Raw genomic sequence first — 14,638 nt, forward strand, 5'->3', positions numbered from 1 at the left:
TGATCCCTCGTGATCCTCCCGTTCTCGGCTTATGTCGATGAGTCCATGGTGCTCGCACGAAGCGTGTACCTGTTGGCGGCGGTGCTGGTAGCGCCGCACCAGGCCGACCGTTACCGTACCGAGCTGCGCGCTCTGCTGCTACGCAGGCAGCCCCGCTTGCACTGGCGTGACGAGAATGACAAGCGCAGGACCCAGCTCGTCGAGGCGGTCGCGGCGTTGCGACCCTCAGGCATCGTTGTGGCCGGGTCCGGTCTCGACCCGAAGCGACAGGAACGGGCTCGCCGGAAGTGCATGCAGTGCTTGCTCTGGGAACTGGGCGACCACCATGTGGTGGACGTGGTCTTCGAGCGCCGGGACCGCGAGCTCGACCAGAGGGATCACGAACTGGCGGTCGCTCTCAAGGGCCGTCACTCGATACCGCCCAGGTTGCAGCTGTCGTGGTGCGACCCCAAGTCGGAGCCGCTGCTGTGGCTGCCGGACATCATCGCCGGAGCGAAGTCGCTCGCCGAGCGCGGTGACGACAGGTTCTGGAGTCAGCTGGAGGTCAACATGCTCGTGCACAGCGTGGAGATCCGCTGAAAAGCGCGAAGCCCGGGCTCCTGTCAATTCCGGCAGTACACCCGGGCCCACTTCCATCCCCCCCGCAGGAGGGCGGCCTGCTCTCACTGTACCCGGTCGCACACGAATAGTCACCCGGAAAGCGCGAAGCCCGGGCTCCCGTCGTCCGGCGGTCCACCCGGGCCCACTTCCATCCTCCCCGTAGGAAGGCGGCCTGCCACGAACCCTAACGCCTACGCCTCGTCGAAGCTCGCGAAATACGTAGCCGCCATGTCCTCATCCCCATGCCCCCCAGCCTCCGCCCGCCGCAACCTCTCCCCGGCCGCGGCCACCACATCCATCCGCACCCCCACCCCTTGACCGGCCTCCCGGATCAGCCGCGTGTCCTTCTCGGCGTTGCGCACGGTGAAGCTGGGCGTGAAGTCGCCTGACAGGATGGCCGCCGCCTTGGCCTGGAAGTAGGCGCTGTCCATCGGCCCGCCTGTGATCACCTGCCGCACCAGGTCCGGATCGAGCCCGAGACCATGGGCGAGCGCCAGGGCCTCGGCCACCACGGCCGTCAGCGAGATGCCGTAGCTGACGGTGGCCATCTTGAGCCGCGTGCCGGCCCCGGCGGCGTCGCCGACCCAGAGCGTCCGCTGCCCGAGCGCCTCGAACACCGGCTCCAGCGTTTCCCGCGCCGGCGGAGGGCCGGAGGCGAGGATGACGAGCGTGCCCTGTTCGGCGGGCTGCCGGGTGCCCTGGACGGGCGCGTCCACGAAGGTGAGGCCGTGCTGGGACGCCAGCGCCGACAGGCGGTCCACGGCGGCCACGCCGACCGTGCTCATCTGCGCCCACACCTGCCCCGCCCTGAGCCCAGGGGCGGCGGCCGTGACGGCCTCGTGCACGGCGTCGCCGTCGCTCAGCATGGTGACGACCACGTCGGCGCCCTCGACGGCCTCGGCGGGGGAGTGCGCGACGGCCGCGCCGTCCGCCTCCAGCGGGAGGGCCTTGTCCCTGGTGCGGTTCCACGCCGTCACCCGCAGGCCGGCCCTGGCCAGGTTCCGGCCCATGGGCAGCCCCATGAGCCCCGTTCCGAGTACTGCGACAGAAGTCATGCCCCCACCGTACGATCGGCGCATGGGCCCCGAACGGATCATGGCGGTGCGGCACGGCGAGAGCGAGGCGAACCTGGCGCACCGGCAGGCGGGCGAGACGCCGCTGGTCTACGAGCGGGGCGACGACGAAGTGACGCTGACGGAGCTGGGCAGGGCGCAGGCGGCGGCGCTCGGCGGGCTGCTGGCGGCCCTGCCGGGGGACGAGGCGCCCGAGCTGGTGTGGTGCTCGCCGTACCTGCGCGCGCTCGACACCTGGAGGCTCGCCCAGGAGGCGTGGGGCGCGGGGCCGTTGCCCGTGAGCGTGGACGGGCGGCTCAGGGATCAGGAGCCGGGCGCGTTCGCGCAGCTCAACCTGGCGGCGATCAGGGAGCGGCATCCCGGGGAGCTGGCGCGTCGGGAGGCTGAGGGCGCCTACGCGTACCGTCCGCCCGGTGGCGAGTCGCTGGCCGACGTCGTGGTGCGGCTGCGCGGCTTCCTGCACGACCTGGACGGGCGGGCGAGCGGGCGGCGGGTGCTGATCGTCGCGCACGACTCGGTGGTGCTGGCGCTGCGCCACGTCCTGGACGGCAGGCCGGACGCGGAGCTGGCGGCCGTGCTGGAGTTCGCGCCGGTGCTGAACGCCTCGGTGTCCGTGTGGCGCGCCGGCGAGCTGCTCAGCTTCAACGACGTCGGCCACCTCGCGTCGTGAACAGAGCTGCCTCACGTCGTAATCAGAACCGCCTTACGTCGTGACCACCAGGTCGGCGCGTTCCCGGGTGTGGTCGGCGGCGAACCAGGCCCGTTCGGCCGCGAACCACTCGCGCCAGCGCGGCTCCAGCGCGGCGCCGTCGCGGGCCAGGACCCGCCGCAGGCGCACCGGCTCGGCGGCCTCAACCCAGACGGTGTACGCGAGCAGCTCCGCCACCGAGGCCCGGGCCGTCCCGACGCCCTCGATGACGAGGACGGGCGCGACCGGCACGGCCACCTGCTCGGCGTAGGCGCCGCGCACCCAGTCGTACCTGCGGAAACTCCCGGGGAGCCCGCGCTGGAGCGGGCGCAGGACCTGGGACTCCAGGGCGTGGAACCAGCCGCCGGGCCCCGCCTCCCACGGCACGGGGAAGTCGTCGCTGTGGATCACCTGGCAACCCAGCTCCGCCGCCAGCCGTCCCGAGTAGGTCGTCTTGCCCGATCCGGCGGGACCGTCCACGGCCACCAGCCGGACGGGGCCGCAGGAGGGGCGCAGCCGGGAAATGCGAGAGGCCAGGTCTTTCACCGACCCAGGGTAGGTGACGGGAGACGCCCGCCTGAGAGAATGTTCTTTCACCCCGAACGCAAGCAGGAGGTTGGATCTTGCTCGGACCCCTCGGTGACATCGTCGTGCTCGATCTGTCCAGGGCCCTGGCCGGGCCGCACGCCGCGCAGATGCTCGGTGACCTGGGCGCTCGGGTGATCAAAGTCGAGCATCCGGACGGGGGCGACGAGTCACGCGGCTGGGGGCCGCCGTTCGTCGGGCCGGATCACGATATTTCGACTTACTTCCTGGCGGCCAACCGCAACAAGCAGTCCATCGCCGTCGACCTCAAGTCCGCTGAGGGCAAGCAGCTCATCGAGCGGCTCGTACGCCAGAGCGACGTCCTCGTGGAGAACTTCCGCACCGGCGTGCTCGACCGCCTCGGCTTCACCGTCGAGCGCCTGCACGAGCTCAACCCGCGCCTGGTCGTCCTGTCGATCACCGGTTTCGGCCACGACGGGCCCGAGGGCGGCCGGCCGGGCTACGACCAGATCGCCCAGGGCGAGGGCGGCCTGATGTCGCTGACCGGCCCCTCGCCCGACGAGCCGTACCGCGTCGGCGCCTCCATCGGCGACCTGCTGGCCGGCATGTACGGCGCGTACGGCGTCGTCGCCGCGCTGCACGAGCGCGCCCGCACCGGCAAGGGCCGGGTCGTGCGCACCTCGCTGCTGGCCGCGATCACCGGCGTGCACTCCTACCACGGCACCGCCTGGACGGTCGGCGGCAAGGTGCCCGCCGCGGGCGGCAACCACCACGCCTCGATCGCCCCCTACGGCGCCTTCCGCTGCTCCGACGGCATGCTGCAGATCGCCGCCGCCAACGACGGCCAGTGGCGCAAGGTCGCCGCGCTCCTCGACCTCGATCCTGAGCAGCCCCGCTACGCCACCAACCGCGACAGGTTCGCCCACCGCGACGAGTTGATCGCCGACATGGAGAAGGCCCTGGCCGCCCACGACCGCGACCACTGGCTGGCGAGGCTGGCCGAGGCGGGCGTGCCCGCGGGCGCGATCAGGACGCTCGACGAGGTCTACGCGTGGGAGCAGACCCGTTCGCAGGGCCTGGTCGTCGAGGTGGAGCACCCGGTGCTGGGCACGATCGAGCTGCCGGGCCCGCCGCTGCGCTTCGACGGGCTGACCGGGTTCGAGCACACCGCGCCGCCCGCGCTCGGCCAGGACGGCGAGGCCGTGCTCGGCTGGCTGGAGGAGCGCGAAAGATGATCGCGAACAGGCGGCACCGGCCGGGGCGCTCATGCGTCAACATTGCAACGTTGGCTGACCTCTAGGGAGCGATAGTGAGCCGTCCGGACGCGCGCACACTGATCGAAACGATCCTCGACCGGGGGTCGTGGAAGTCGTGGGACGCGCCGCCCGCCGATCCGGCCGAGCCCGGCTCCTCCTACGCCGACGAGCTGGCCGCGGCCCGCGTCAAGTCCGGCTACGACGAGGCCGTGATCACCGGCGAGGGGCTGCTCGACGGGCGCAGGGTGGCCGTCGCGGCGTGCGAGTTCGCGTTCATGGCGGGCTCGATCGGGGTGGTGGCGGCCGAGCGGTTCGTGACCGCGGCCGAGCGGGCCACCCGCGAGCGGCTGCCGCTGCTGGCCCTGCCCGCCTCGGGCGGCACGCGCATGCAGGAGGGCGCGCTCGCGTTCGTCCAGATGGTGAAGATCACCGCGGCGATCCAGGCGCACCGGGCGGTCGGCCTGCCGTACCTGGTGTACCTGCGGCATCCGACGACCGGCGGGGTGTTCGCGTCCTGGGGGTCGCTCGGGCACGTCACGGTGGCCGAGCCGGGAGCGCTGATCGGGTTCCTGGGGCCGCGGGTGTTCGAGTCGCTGCACGGCTACAGGTTCCCCGAAGGCGTCCAGGTGGCGGAGAACCTGCACGGCAAGGGCCTGCTCGACGCGGTGGTCTCGGCCGAGGAGGCGCGGGAGGTGGCGGTCAGGGCGCTGACCGTGCTCGCCGCCGACCGCTCGGCCATCGAGGCGGGCGAGCCGCCCGAGGAGGACCTGCGGCCGGTGGAGGCATGGGAGGCGATCACCAGGTCCCGGCGCGACGATCGGCCTGGCGTGCGTACGCTGCTCAAGCTCGCCGCCACCGAGGTGACGCCGCTCAGCGGCACCGGGGAGGGCAAGAACGAGCCGGGGCTGCTGCTCGCGCTGGCCAGGTTCGGCACCGCGCCCGCGGTGGTGCTCGGCCAGGACCGGCGGCTGCAGCGCACCAACTCGCCGCTCGGCCCCGCCGGGCTGCGGGTGGCCAGGCGCGGCATGCGGCTGGCCGCCGAGCTGGGCCTGCCCCTGGTCACCGTGATCGACACGGCCGGAGCCGACCTGTCGAAGGCGGCCGAGGAGGGCGGCCTGGCCGCCGAGATCGCCCGCTGCCTGGCCGAGCTGCTCACGCTCGACGCGCCGACCGTCTGCCTGCTGCTCGGCGAGGGCGCGGGCGGCGCGGCGCTGGCGCTGCTGCCCGCCGACCGGGTGCTGTGCGCACAGCACGCCTGGCTGGCGCCGCTGCCGCCCGAGGGCGCCTCCGCGATCCTCTACCGCTCGGTCGACTTCGCCCCCGAGATCGCCCAGGCGCAGCACATCCGCGCCACCGACCTGCGCCGCGACGGCATCGCCGACCGGGTGATCCCCGAGCTGCCCGACGCCGCCTACGAGCCCAGGCAGTTCTGCGAGCGGGTGGGGCGGGCGCTGGAGTACGAGATCGCGGGGCTGCTGCGGGTGAGCCCGGCCGACCGCTTCGCGGCCCGCCAGGCCCGTTACCGCAACCTGGGCTAGTACTTCCAGAGCTGCCGGCCGCCGGCGTCGAAGCCCTTGATGACCATGCCGGCCGACAGCTCGCCGCCCTCGGGGATCGGGGCGGCGAACAGCGTCACGCCCTGCCCGAACCGGTCGGGCACGGCCTCGGCGGTGCCGGTGAGGCCGTTGGAGGTGACCAGCTCGACCCTGGCCGTGCCGGCGGGCGCGTAGCCGTACCAGGTGCTCGTGCCGCGCCCCCACCGCACCGGCTGGCCGGCGCCGAGCAGGTCGCTCAGCTTCCCGCCGGGCAGCGGCCCGAACATGGAGGTGTCCACCTGGCCGCCCTCGAAGAAGAAGGCCAGGCAGGAGGGCTCGGCCACGGCGGCGCTCACGCCCGCCGCCAGTGGCTGGCGCTCGACGCTCACGGCTCTGCGCCCGCAGGTCCTGTCCGGCTCCGGATGCCGCTCCAGCGGCCCGTCCTGCGGCCGCACGGTGAAGCCCGCGACGGTCACGCCGCCGTTCGGGATCGTCAGGTGCCAGATCGGCGCGGGAGTGCCCGCGCCGCGCAGGAACGCGGCCTCGACCCGGCGCCCGTCCGAGAGGACCGCCGTCACCGACTTCCACTCCTCGCGGGCCACCCCGAGGTAGGTGACGGTGCCGGGCTCCGGCAGATATCCGATCGTCTTGTACGCGGAGAACGGGCGCTCCAGCCTGTCACCCGAGCACACCGTGCCGCCCAGGTGGTGCGACCGGCACAGCGTGATCGCGTCGCCGCGACCACCCTTCATGGTGATCCTGGCGAACCAGGCGCGCACCGGCTCGCCGGAGCCCTCGGTGCCCGGAACGGTCATCACCTCGCCGACCGGCGGGAGGTTCTCCGCGCCCTCGTCCCGCCAGATCTCCGCACCGGACACGTCGTAGGCGATCGTCGTGAAGCGGCCCCGCAGGCCGGTGGCCGCCGCGGCGAACACCCTGAGGCCCAGGTTCCACGGATCCGGCGTGGCCTCGGTCTCGGCCGTCGTCCCGTCGGCGAAGACGAAGCCGACCTTGGCCACGTTCTCGCGGGCCAGGCCCACGATCGCGTCCCCGCCCCGCATCGCGGACACCGGCTCGTTCAGCTCGGCGGCGCTGGAGACGAGATGCGCGCCCTGCCGCGTCCAGAGGATCGTGGTGACCTGCGCCGACCGCCTCGCGTGCGCGGTGACGCCGCCGGGCAGCTCCAGCGACGGGCCGAGGTCCTCGCCCGCCTCCTGCCCCTCCATCAGGGCGCGCGGCGACGAACCGATCGCCCTGCCCTCGCCGTCCGCCAGCTCGATCGCCGACATCGCGTGCCGGGCGGGATAGGTCACGGTCCAGATCGCGTACGGCGCCCCGGCCGGCCTCAGCAGCGTGCCGGGGAAGCGCTGCCCGTCCTTGGCCACCCCGGTGATCCCGCCGACGTCCCGCACCGCCACGCCCCAGTCCATGGCGGTCTCCGCGCCGCCGCGCAGGGTGCTGCCGGCGAACCAGGCCTCCGACCCGGTCTCCTCCGTGACGGCGGAGCAGTTGCCGTCCGCCTGCGCGCCCGCCCGCTCCAGCACGAAGCAGAGCTCGGGATGGCCTGACCCGGCCTTGGCGAACCAGAGCCGCAGCGGCTTGCCCTCCGTCGGGTTGTCCACGCTCACCTGCTCCCCTGCCGGGGTCCTGTCCCGCATGAGCTGCTGGTAGACGGCGTCGGTGTCGGCCGCGGTGTTCCTGCCCAGGCCCCCGTCGAGCAGGACGGGAACGAACACGGCCAGCAGCGCCACCGGCAGCGCCGCCGCGGCCAGGCGCAGCGCCCGGTACCGGCGCGGCCGGCGCTCACGCGTCCGCAGCCAGGCGTCAGGGCTGGTCTCGAAGGTTCTGGCCCGGGCGTCGAACGCGGCCCGCAGGCGCTCTTCCAGGTCGTTCACCGTTCCTCCTCCTTCAGCGCCCTGCCCAGGGCCGCCAGCGCCCGGCTGGCGTGGGTCTTCACCGATCCGGGCGAGACGCCCATCGCGTCGGCGATCTCGCGCTCCGACAGGTCCAGCCAGTACCGCAGGACGAGGGCCTCGCGCTGGCGGCGCGGTAAGCGGCTCACGGCCGCGAGCAGCTCGCGGTGCTCCTCGGAGACGAGCACGGTGTGCTCGCTGCTGCGGACGGGCTCGGGAGGGTCGGGACGGCGCAGCCTGATCAGGCGCAGGTGCCGCAGGCGGTTACGGGTCAGGTTGCAGACGGTGGCGCGGAGGTAGGCCATCGCGGCCCCGTCGTCGCGCAGCCGCCGCGAGTGCAGCCGGGCGAACGCCTCCTGGGCGATGTCCTCAGGATCGTCCGCGCCGAGCAGCCCGGCCAGGCGTACCAGCGAGTGGTACTGGGCCGCGAACAGCTCGGCGAACGACGGCTGCGCCATGGTCGCTGTTTCGGTCACATCCCTTAGGACACGCGGACGCGCCGATCGTTGACTAAGGGACCGGAATCCTTTCGACGCGGATGGAGAAGACCTCCTCGCGGGGCACCACGACCTCGTACGCGCCGTGGTCGACCATCCAGTAGCCGAGCGCCTCGGCCTTCATCCCGCTGTGCCCGGTGTAGGCGATGTGCAGGCCGTCGTCGTCCTCGTCGAGCACGATGCACGGCTCGCCGCCGAACGCGCCCACCGTGCGGATCAGCACCAGCCACTCGACCTGCGAGCGGGGCACCACCCGCCGCCAGTAGCCGGACGCGGACTCGAAGCCCTCCAGCTTCTCCTCGCTGAACAGCACGACCTGGTCGTTGTCGGGGCCGAGCGCGGCCGGCAGGGTGCGCTCGCCGAAGCGGGCCACGAAGCCGGAGGCGACCGGCGCGATCTCGTCGCTCATGCGGCCGGCCGCCAGGTCAGCCCGTCGTAGTCGGCGTAGGGCCGCTCGCCCTCGCCGGTGACGTGCACGATCTCCGCCCCGGCCGGGATCGGCATCGGGACGGTGTGGAACTGCGGCACCACGTGCTCCGACGACGTGGTGAACCCGTTGCCGGCGAACGGCGGCGCGTCGCTCCAGTCGCCGCCCATGTGCGGCCCGTACGGCACCGCGTAGGTGTCGACGTCGCGGGCGAACCAGCGCATCATGTACAGCTCCGGTACCTCGGCGAACAGCTCGGAGCCGTCGAAGGACAGGTCGAGCCCGTAGTAGAGGGCCTCGGGGGTGGTCAGCCTGACACAATCCTGCACCCGGTAGACGTAACCCGAGATGACCGTGCGCTTGCCCGACAGATATGGCACGAGCAGACGCGGCGGGACCACCTTCTGCATCTGCGTTCCGCTCACAGTCCTACTTTACGATCGCTTGACCCTCGGATGGACCGCGCGGGGGTCACAGCACCCGGTGTTCGAGGCACGGCAGCGTCGCCCTGGCGGTGGCCGTCCACTCCTCGTCCACCTCGACGATCCGCACACCGGGGCCGGTGCCCAGGTCGGAGCGCACCACGCCGAGCGGGTCGACCAGCATGCTGCGGCCCACCCCGAAGCCGTCGGACGACTCGGCCGGGTTGGGCGCCTGGCCGACGGCGGCCGTCCACATGGTGTTCTCCAGCGCCCGCGCCCTGACGAGGGTCACCCAGTGGTCCTCCTTGAGCGGCCCCGAGCCCCACGCGGCGATCACCGCGAACAGCTCGGCTCCCTGGTCGACCAGCGCCCTGGCCAGCTCGGGGAAGCGGATGTCGTAGCAGGTGATCAGCCCGACCCTGACGCCCGCCAGCTCCACCACCGCTGGCTCTGCGCCGGGCGCGACCAGGTCGGACTCCTTCGCGCCGAACGAGTCGAACAAGTGGATCTTCCGGTACGCCGCCTTGATCTCGCCCTGACCGTCGATCGCCACCGCCGTGTTGTGCACGCGATCCTCGCCGGGCTCGAACACGCCCGCGATCACCGCCAGCCCGTGCTCGCGGGCCGACTCGGCCAGCCCCGACACGAACGGCCCGTCCAGCGGCTCGGCCAGCGTGGTGATCCGCCGGCCGTACCGGGTCAGCGTGGCCTCGGGGAAGATCGCCAGATCGGCGCCTTCGGCGGACGCGAGTGCTTCCCTGACCCTCTTGAGGTTCGTGGACGGGTCAGGGGACACCGGGATCTGGCAGAGGGCGATTCTCGTCACGGCCCGACTTTAACCGGTTGGGCACCAGTCGAAACCAGGTCAGGCACCGCCAGGTCCATTCGAGCGGGCCGTACCTGAAGTTCGCCAGCCACCACCTGCTGAACAGCACCTGCGCGAGCAGCGTGACCGCCGTCAGCCCGACCACCGACCACCGGGTGCGGTCGGCCTCCAGCAGCGGCAGCGCCAGGACGATGACGGCGGTGCCGGAGACGTAGTTCGTCAGCGCCATCCTGCCCAGCGGCTCCAGGATCGCCGACAGCCACGGCCGCAGGATCAGCAGCAGGCCCAGCGAGTACGCCGCCGCGCCCGCCAGCGCGGCCACGCTGTAGACGGTCCAGTCGTTGGTGCTCGCCCACGCCATCGTCAGCAGCACCGAGGCCAGCGCGGTGACCGCGAACGCGGGCAGCAGCAACGACCTGGGCGGCCTTAGCTGCCACAGGCCCATGCCGACCAGGAACAGGCCGGGGATCAGCAACGGCCCGCCGCGCACGCCGGGCATCAGCGCCCATCCGACCCCAGCCACGCCCAGCAGCAGCACGGGCAGCCCCTCGGCCAGGAACGAGGCGGGCAGCAGCACCAGCGCGCCGTAGAAGGCGTAGTCGGTCAGCACCTCGCCCTCGTAGAACTGGTGCTGGATCACCCCGAAGCAGAACAGCCAGAACAACCTGCTCAGCAGCGCCCACCGGCTGTTGCCCTGGAGGAACAGCAGGAAGCTGATGCCGAACAGCAACGAGAAGATCGGATAGAACCGGCTCTGGAACAGGCCCTCGACGAACCAGTCGAGCCCCACCGGGTGCGCCTTCTTGACCTCGACGTGCTGCCAGGTGTTGACCAGCATGATCCCGCCCACCGCGAAGCCGCGTAGGGCGTCGAGCTCACGAATGCGCGTCTTTACAGGACCCAGGTGAACCACCATACGAGGAATCCGCCACTGATGACGGTTGCCGCGATTTGCGGCCATCTGCGGTCTCTGAACAGGGCCGCAGCGGTCAGTATGGCGGATATCACCGCGATCGAGCTGTAGGGCACCACCAGGTCGGGCAGGCCGACGGCCAGCGCGGTCTCGTTCCTGCCGAGCAGGGCGACGACGGACTGGGCGACGACGCCGGCGAACGCCACGCCCGCCAGCCCGCCGAACGCGGGCAGCGCCCGGCCCTTCAGCGCGGCCGTGACGAGCTGGACGAGGCAGGCCAGCGCGAACAGGCCCAGGGGCGCGGCCGTCCACGGGGACTGGGAGATCCGGTATGGCGCGGCGGTCACGTGCAGGCCGCCCGGCTGGATGTCCGGCGCCGGGCACGGGGTGAGCGCCTGGTGGGCGGGGTCGGCGAGGAACGCGGCGATCCGCTGACGGGCGCAGGCGCCGGACAGGAAGACGGCGTGGGAGAGGCCCGCGAGCTGCTGGAAACGGCCGTCGGGCAGGGACTCGGCGGCCGGGCCTGAGGTTCTCGGGGGCGTGGTGGGATCGTACTGGCCGCCGAGCACGTAGACGGGGGCCTTGGTGGTGGCGTTCACAGCCGCGCTCTTCGGCAGCCGCCACGCCTCACACATCGCTTTATCCGCATTTATGGTGAAAAGTCGTGATTTTTGCTGGAAAGTGTTGAACGGGACCTCGTCCTGGCACTGCACCGCGTGGTACAGCCCGAACTCGTGCGAGGTCAGCCCCTCGCCCACCGCGTCCGCCAGCGGGCGCAGCAACTCGTCGTGCCCGGTGGCCAGCGCCCTCACCATCGCCGGCGCCACGGCGGCGACCTCCGCCTCGTGCAGCGCCTCCGCCAGGATCGCGGCCACGTCGTCGCCGCGCATCCGCGCCGCGAACTCCCGCCCCGCCAGCGGATCCAGCACCGGGACGACGGCGGGCGCGCGGTTGAGCCGCGCCACCATGCTCTCGTACGCCTCGCGCACCCCCAGCAGCGCCATCGTGTCGCCCAGGTTCCGCTCGGCGTCGTCGTACCAGGCGACGCCCTCCGGCAGGTACGAGTCGAGCACCACCGACCGCACGCCCTCCGGGTCGGCCGCGGCCGCGTCCATCATGACCCTGGTCGAGTAGCTGACGCCGAACAGGTTCCACGACGCGTACCCGAGCCGCCGCCGCAACGCGACGACGTCCGCCGCGATCTCCTTCGTGTTGTAGCCGCGCAGGTCGACGCCCCGCTCGGCGAGCCGCTCGCGGCAGCGCCGCGCGGCGTCCGCCACGTCCGCCCGCGGCTGCCTGAGCTGCCCGAGCAGCGCCTGCGCCGTCTCGGGGCAGGCCAGCCGCGGCTCGGAGTACCTGCTGCCGCGCTGCTCGACGGTTACCACGTCCCGGTCCGGGAACATCTGGCTCAGGAACGCCGTGAGCTGCATCGACGCCGATCCAGGGCCGCCGCTCATGTACACGACGGGGTCGGGCTTGCGGTCGGCGGCCGTCGACAGGTGCACGGCGTACCCGACCTTGATCTTCCGCTCGGGGGCGTCCCTGCGCTCGGGAACCTCCAGGAAACCGCAGCTCGTACGGACGGGAACGGGGACGGGGCAGGGGGCCGACGGCGCCGCGGCCGAAGTCATGACGGGAGGCACGGACAGGGCGAGGGCGAGCACGACCCGAATGATCACGGGACGAGACTAATAGTGTGGAGCCGTGACCGAACCACTTGTCAGCAGGATGCGCGCCTTCGGCACGACCATTTTCGCGGAGATGAGCGCACTCGCCGTCCAGACCGGATCGATCAACCTCGGGCAGGGCTTCCCCGACACCGACGGTCCGGCCGCCATGCTCGACCGGGCCGTCCAGGCCATCGGCGCGGGCGCCAACCAGTACCCTCCGGGGCCGGGGGTGCTGGAGCTGCGGCAGGCGGTGTCGGAGCACCGGGCGGCGCACTACGGGCTCACCTACGATCCGGTCGGCGAGATCATGGTCACGGTGGGCGCCACCGAGGCCATCGCGGCGAGCGTGCTCGCGCTGTGCGAGCCGGGCGACGAGGTGATCGCCTTCGAGCCCTACTACGACTCCTACGCCGCCTCGATCGCGCTGGCCCAGGCCCGGCTCGTGGCCGTCACGCTCAGACCGGTCGAGGGGCGCTTCACCTTCGACCCCGACGAGCTGCGCGCCGCCGTCACCCCGCGCACCCGCGCCATCCTGGTCAACTCGCCGCACAACCCCACCGGCACCGTCTTCACCCGCGACGAGCTGACCGTCATCGCCGAGCTGTGCCAGGAGCACGGGCTGATCGCGATCACCGACGAGGTGTACGAGCACCTCACCTTCGACGGGATCGAGCACGTGCCGATGGCCACGCTGCCCGGCATGCGCGAACGCACGCTCATGATCTCGTCCGCGGGCAAGACGTTCTCGGTCACCGGGTGGAAGACCGGCTGGGTGTGCGCGCCTGCCTCGCTGATCACGGCGGTGCAGACGGTCAAGCAGTTCCTCACCTTCACCGCCAGTGCGCCGTGGCAGCTCGCCGTCGCCTACGGGCTGCGGCACGAGATGGAGTGGGTGGCCGCCCTCGCCGCCGGGCTCCAGGACAAGCGCGACCGGCTGATGGAGGGGCTGTCGGCGGCGGGCTTCTCCGTGCTGCGGCCCGCGGGCACGTACTTCGTGCAGACCGACATCCGGCCGCTGGGCTTCTCCGACGGGCTCGACCTGACGCGGCGGCTGCCCGAGCTGGCGGGGGTGGTGGCCATCCCGACGCAGGTGTTCTACGACCACGCGGAGCGGGGGCGGCACTTCGTGCGGTTCGCCTTCTGCAAGAAGGACGAGGTCATCGACGAGGCGGTGACCCGGCTCAAGCGCCTGTCCTCCTGACCCCGCCGCTCAAGGCTGGCTGACCGTGCGGCTCACGGCTGGCTGACCGCGCCGCTCACGGCTGGCTGACCGCGCCGCTCACGGCTGGCTGACCGCGCCGCTCACGGCTGGCTGACCGCGCCGCTCACGGCTGGCTGGCCCGCCGCTCACGGCCGGCGGTGCGTCGGTTCAAGGGCCCTCCCAGTACGGGGTGTGCGCCTCGACCTCCGCCGGCACCCGGATCCGCCCGTCCAGCAGGACGAGCGGAGCGATCTCCACGCTCTCGCAGAAGCGCAGATAACCGACGAAGAACTCGACGCCCCCCGTGCCGGCGTGCAGCGAACGCCGCCCGAGCCAGCCCAACAGGGTCCTGACCAGGTAGAAGCTGTCGGGATGCACGGCCTGGCGCGCCGTCAGCGCCCAGCCGTCCGGATTCTTCCGCCCGACCAGCTCGGCCACGAGCGCACCCCCCACCTGCCACCCCGCGCCGCGTCCCGCCAGGAGGGGCTCCGGCTCCGCGGTGTCCCACTCACAGGCGGGGTCGTCGGGGTCGCCGAGCGGGTAGGCCTCCAGGTAGTGGTCGCTGCCGATCGGCAGCCGCTCCGGGCGCGGCCCCTGGCCCGTGTGCCAGCGCAGCTCGGCCAGCTCGTCCCCGGTGAGGTCGGCGCTGAGATCCAGCGACAGCGTGAGCTCGTACAGATCTCCCATCCGGCGCACTTTAGTGCGATCCCGTCACCGCTTCCGGTAGAGGACGAGGTGCTCGTGATAGAGCACCCCGTCGCGCACGTCGCCGGTGGCGGTGAACCCGGCGTCGTCGTAGTAGTCGAGGTGGTCGCCGGTGACGGTGTAGCGGCCCGTGTAGGCGCGCTTGCGTCCGTCGCGCTCCTCCTCGTAGCGGCCGTTCGGCAGCAGCTCCTGCCTGATGCGGCCGTCGGCGGTCACCCACATGCCCACGTACGGGTGCGGGGACGCGCCCGTACGCTCCGGCGCCTGCTTCGGGGCACGGCCGCCGTCGGCGCAGGCGGTCATCGCGGTGAGCAGGCCGAGGGTGAGCAGCGCTTTGCCGATCATGTGGAACCTCCGTCGGTCCGG

16 protein-coding genes are annotated in these 14,638 nt (G+C 72.3%); 5 read left to right on the forward strand and 11 right to left on the reverse strand.

Translation table 11 applies throughout. The features are described from left to right. The first annotated feature begins 9 nt into the window (after positions 1 to 9). On the forward strand, positions 10 to 579 hold the full coding sequence (locus tag ABD331_RS01590) for a hypothetical protein (protein ID WP_344470328.1): 570 nt from the start codon (positions 10 to 12) through the stop codon (positions 577 to 579). A gap of 212 nt (positions 580 to 791) precedes the next feature. On the opposite strand, the gene ABD331_RS01595 is transcribed toward ABD331_RS01590, so the two are convergent. After that, entirely contained in the window at positions 792 to 1,655 is an 864-nt protein-coding gene (locus tag ABD331_RS01595) for an NAD(P)-dependent oxidoreductase (RefSeq protein WP_344470329.1), read from the reverse strand. 22 nt (positions 1,656 to 1,677) lie between these two features. Between ABD331_RS01595 and ABD331_RS01600 the strand changes: the two genes are divergently transcribed. Further along, positions 1,678 to 2,343 carry a histidine phosphatase family protein gene (locus ABD331_RS01600; RefSeq protein WP_344470330.1) on the forward strand — a complete coding sequence of 222 codons (666 nt, stop codon included), beginning with the start codon at positions 1,678 to 1,680 and terminating at the stop codon, positions 2,341 to 2,343. A gap of 33 nt (positions 2,344 to 2,376) precedes the next feature. On the opposite strand, the gene ABD331_RS01605 is transcribed toward ABD331_RS01600, so the two are convergent. Next, the gene (locus ABD331_RS01605; protein ID WP_344470331.1) at positions 2,377 to 2,907 is read right to left on the reverse strand and encodes a uridine kinase family protein; all 531 of its coding nucleotides are present in this window, start codon (positions 2,905 to 2,907) and stop codon (positions 2,377 to 2,379) included. A gap of 77 nt (positions 2,908 to 2,984) precedes the next feature. On the opposite strand from ABD331_RS01605, the gene ABD331_RS01610 reads away from it, so the two are divergent. Together ABD331_RS01610 and ABD331_RS01615 are read left to right on the forward strand one after the other, a co-directional pair. Continuing rightward, the gene (locus ABD331_RS01610) at positions 2,985 to 4,142 is read left to right on the forward strand and encodes a CaiB/BaiF CoA transferase family protein (protein WP_344470332.1); all 1,158 of its coding nucleotides are present in this window, start codon (positions 2,985 to 2,987) and stop codon (positions 4,140 to 4,142) included. A gap of 74 nt (positions 4,143 to 4,216) precedes the next feature. After that, on the forward strand, positions 4,217 to 5,701 hold the full coding sequence (locus tag ABD331_RS01615; RefSeq protein ID WP_344470333.1) for a carboxyl transferase domain-containing protein: 1,485 nt from the start codon (positions 4,217 to 4,219) through the stop codon (positions 5,699 to 5,701). Here the strand turns inward: ABD331_RS01615 and ABD331_RS01620 are convergent. Genes ABD331_RS01620 through ABD331_RS01650 form a run of 7 tightly spaced genes read right to left on the reverse strand, consistent with a single transcriptional unit; the run spans position 5,698 to position 12,375 of the window. Then, entirely contained in the window at positions 5,698 to 7,593 is a 1,896-nt protein-coding gene (locus ABD331_RS01620) for a hypothetical protein (protein WP_344470334.1), read from the reverse strand. The genes ABD331_RS01615 and ABD331_RS01620 overlap by 4 nt on opposite strands. After that, on the reverse strand, positions 7,590 to 8,087 hold the full coding sequence (locus ABD331_RS01625; RefSeq protein WP_344470335.1) for a sigma-70 family RNA polymerase sigma factor: 498 nt from the start codon (positions 8,085 to 8,087) through the stop codon (positions 7,590 to 7,592). Before ABD331_RS01625 ends, ABD331_RS01620 begins: the two co-directional genes overlap by 4 nt. A 34-nt stretch (positions 8,088 to 8,121) precedes the next feature. Next, positions 8,122 to 8,517: a hypothetical protein gene (locus tag ABD331_RS01630; RefSeq protein ID WP_344470336.1), complete on the reverse strand. Its 396-nt coding sequence runs from the start codon at positions 8,515 to 8,517 to the stop codon at positions 8,122 to 8,124. Then, a complete protein-coding gene (locus ABD331_RS01635; protein ID WP_344470337.1) occupies positions 8,514 to 8,960 on the reverse strand; it encodes a hypothetical protein in 447 nt (148 codons plus the stop codon). Before ABD331_RS01635 ends, ABD331_RS01630 begins: the two co-directional genes overlap by 4 nt. A gap of 46 nt (positions 8,961 to 9,006) precedes the next feature. Continuing rightward, the gene (locus tag ABD331_RS01640; RefSeq protein ID WP_344470338.1) at positions 9,007 to 9,783 is read right to left on the reverse strand and encodes a carbon-nitrogen hydrolase family protein; all 777 of its coding nucleotides are present in this window, start codon (positions 9,781 to 9,783) and stop codon (positions 9,007 to 9,009) included. Then, entirely contained in the window at positions 9,743 to 10,699 is a 957-nt protein-coding gene (locus ABD331_RS01645; protein ID WP_344470339.1) for a DUF418 domain-containing protein, read from the reverse strand. Before ABD331_RS01645 ends, ABD331_RS01640 begins: the two co-directional genes overlap by 41 nt. Beyond that, the gene (locus ABD331_RS01650) at positions 10,675 to 12,375 is read right to left on the reverse strand and encodes an alpha/beta hydrolase (RefSeq protein WP_344470340.1); all 1,701 of its coding nucleotides are present in this window, start codon (positions 12,373 to 12,375) and stop codon (positions 10,675 to 10,677) included. Before ABD331_RS01650 ends, ABD331_RS01645 begins: the two co-directional genes overlap by 25 nt. 25 nt (positions 12,376 to 12,400) lie before the next feature. Between ABD331_RS01650 and ABD331_RS01655 the strand changes: the two genes are divergently transcribed. Continuing rightward, the gene (locus ABD331_RS01655; RefSeq protein ID WP_344470341.1) at positions 12,401 to 13,567 is read left to right on the forward strand and encodes a pyridoxal phosphate-dependent aminotransferase; all 1,167 of its coding nucleotides are present in this window, start codon (positions 12,401 to 12,403) and stop codon (positions 13,565 to 13,567) included. A 168-nt stretch (positions 13,568 to 13,735) separates the two neighbouring features. Here the strand turns inward: ABD331_RS01655 and ABD331_RS01660 are convergent, their stop codons facing one another. Both ABD331_RS01660 and ABD331_RS01665 read right to left on the reverse strand, forming a co-directional pair. Next, a complete protein-coding gene (locus ABD331_RS01660) occupies positions 13,736 to 14,254 on the reverse strand; it encodes a hypothetical protein (protein WP_344470344.1) in 519 nt (172 codons plus the stop codon). Between the two features lie 24 nt (positions 14,255 to 14,278). Further along, positions 14,279 to 14,617, reverse strand: coding sequence for an Atu4866 domain-containing protein (locus tag ABD331_RS01665; protein ID WP_344470345.1), 339 nt, complete (start codon positions 14,615 to 14,617; stop codon positions 14,279 to 14,281). Positions 14,618 to 14,638: the final 21 nt, after the last annotated feature.

Origin of the sequence: Nonomuraea monospora (assembly GCF_039531895.1) — a bacterium.
Classification (GTDB): domain Bacteria; phylum Actinomycetota; class Actinomycetes; order Streptosporangiales; family Streptosporangiaceae; genus Nonomuraea; species Nonomuraea monospora.

What these genes read in the sequence shown, in the direction of transcription:
- ABD331_RS01630 (WP_344470336.1), bottom strand. Translation starts at nt 8,517, where the DNA reads ATGAGCGACGAGATCGCGCCGGTCGCCTCCGGCTTCGTGGCCCGCTTC.
- ABD331_RS01595 (WP_344470329.1), bottom strand. Translation starts at nt 1,655, where the DNA reads ATGACTTCTGTCGCAGTACTCGGAACGGGGCTCATGGGGCTGCCCATG.
- ABD331_RS01660 (WP_344470344.1), bottom strand. Translation starts at nt 14,254, where the DNA reads ATGGGAGATCTGTACGAGCTCACGCTGTCGCTGGATCTCAGCGCCGAC.
- ABD331_RS01665 (WP_344470345.1), bottom strand. Translation starts at nt 14,617, where the DNA reads ATGATCGGCAAAGCGCTGCTCACCCTCGGCCTGCTCACCGCGATGACC.
- ABD331_RS01600 (WP_344470330.1), top strand. Translation starts at nt 1,678, where the DNA reads ATGGGCCCCGAACGGATCATGGCGGTGCGGCACGGCGAGAGCGAGGCG.
- ABD331_RS01645 (WP_344470339.1), bottom strand. Translation starts at nt 10,699, where the DNA reads ATGGTGGTTCACCTGGGTCCTGTAAAGACGCGCATTCGTGAGCTCGAC.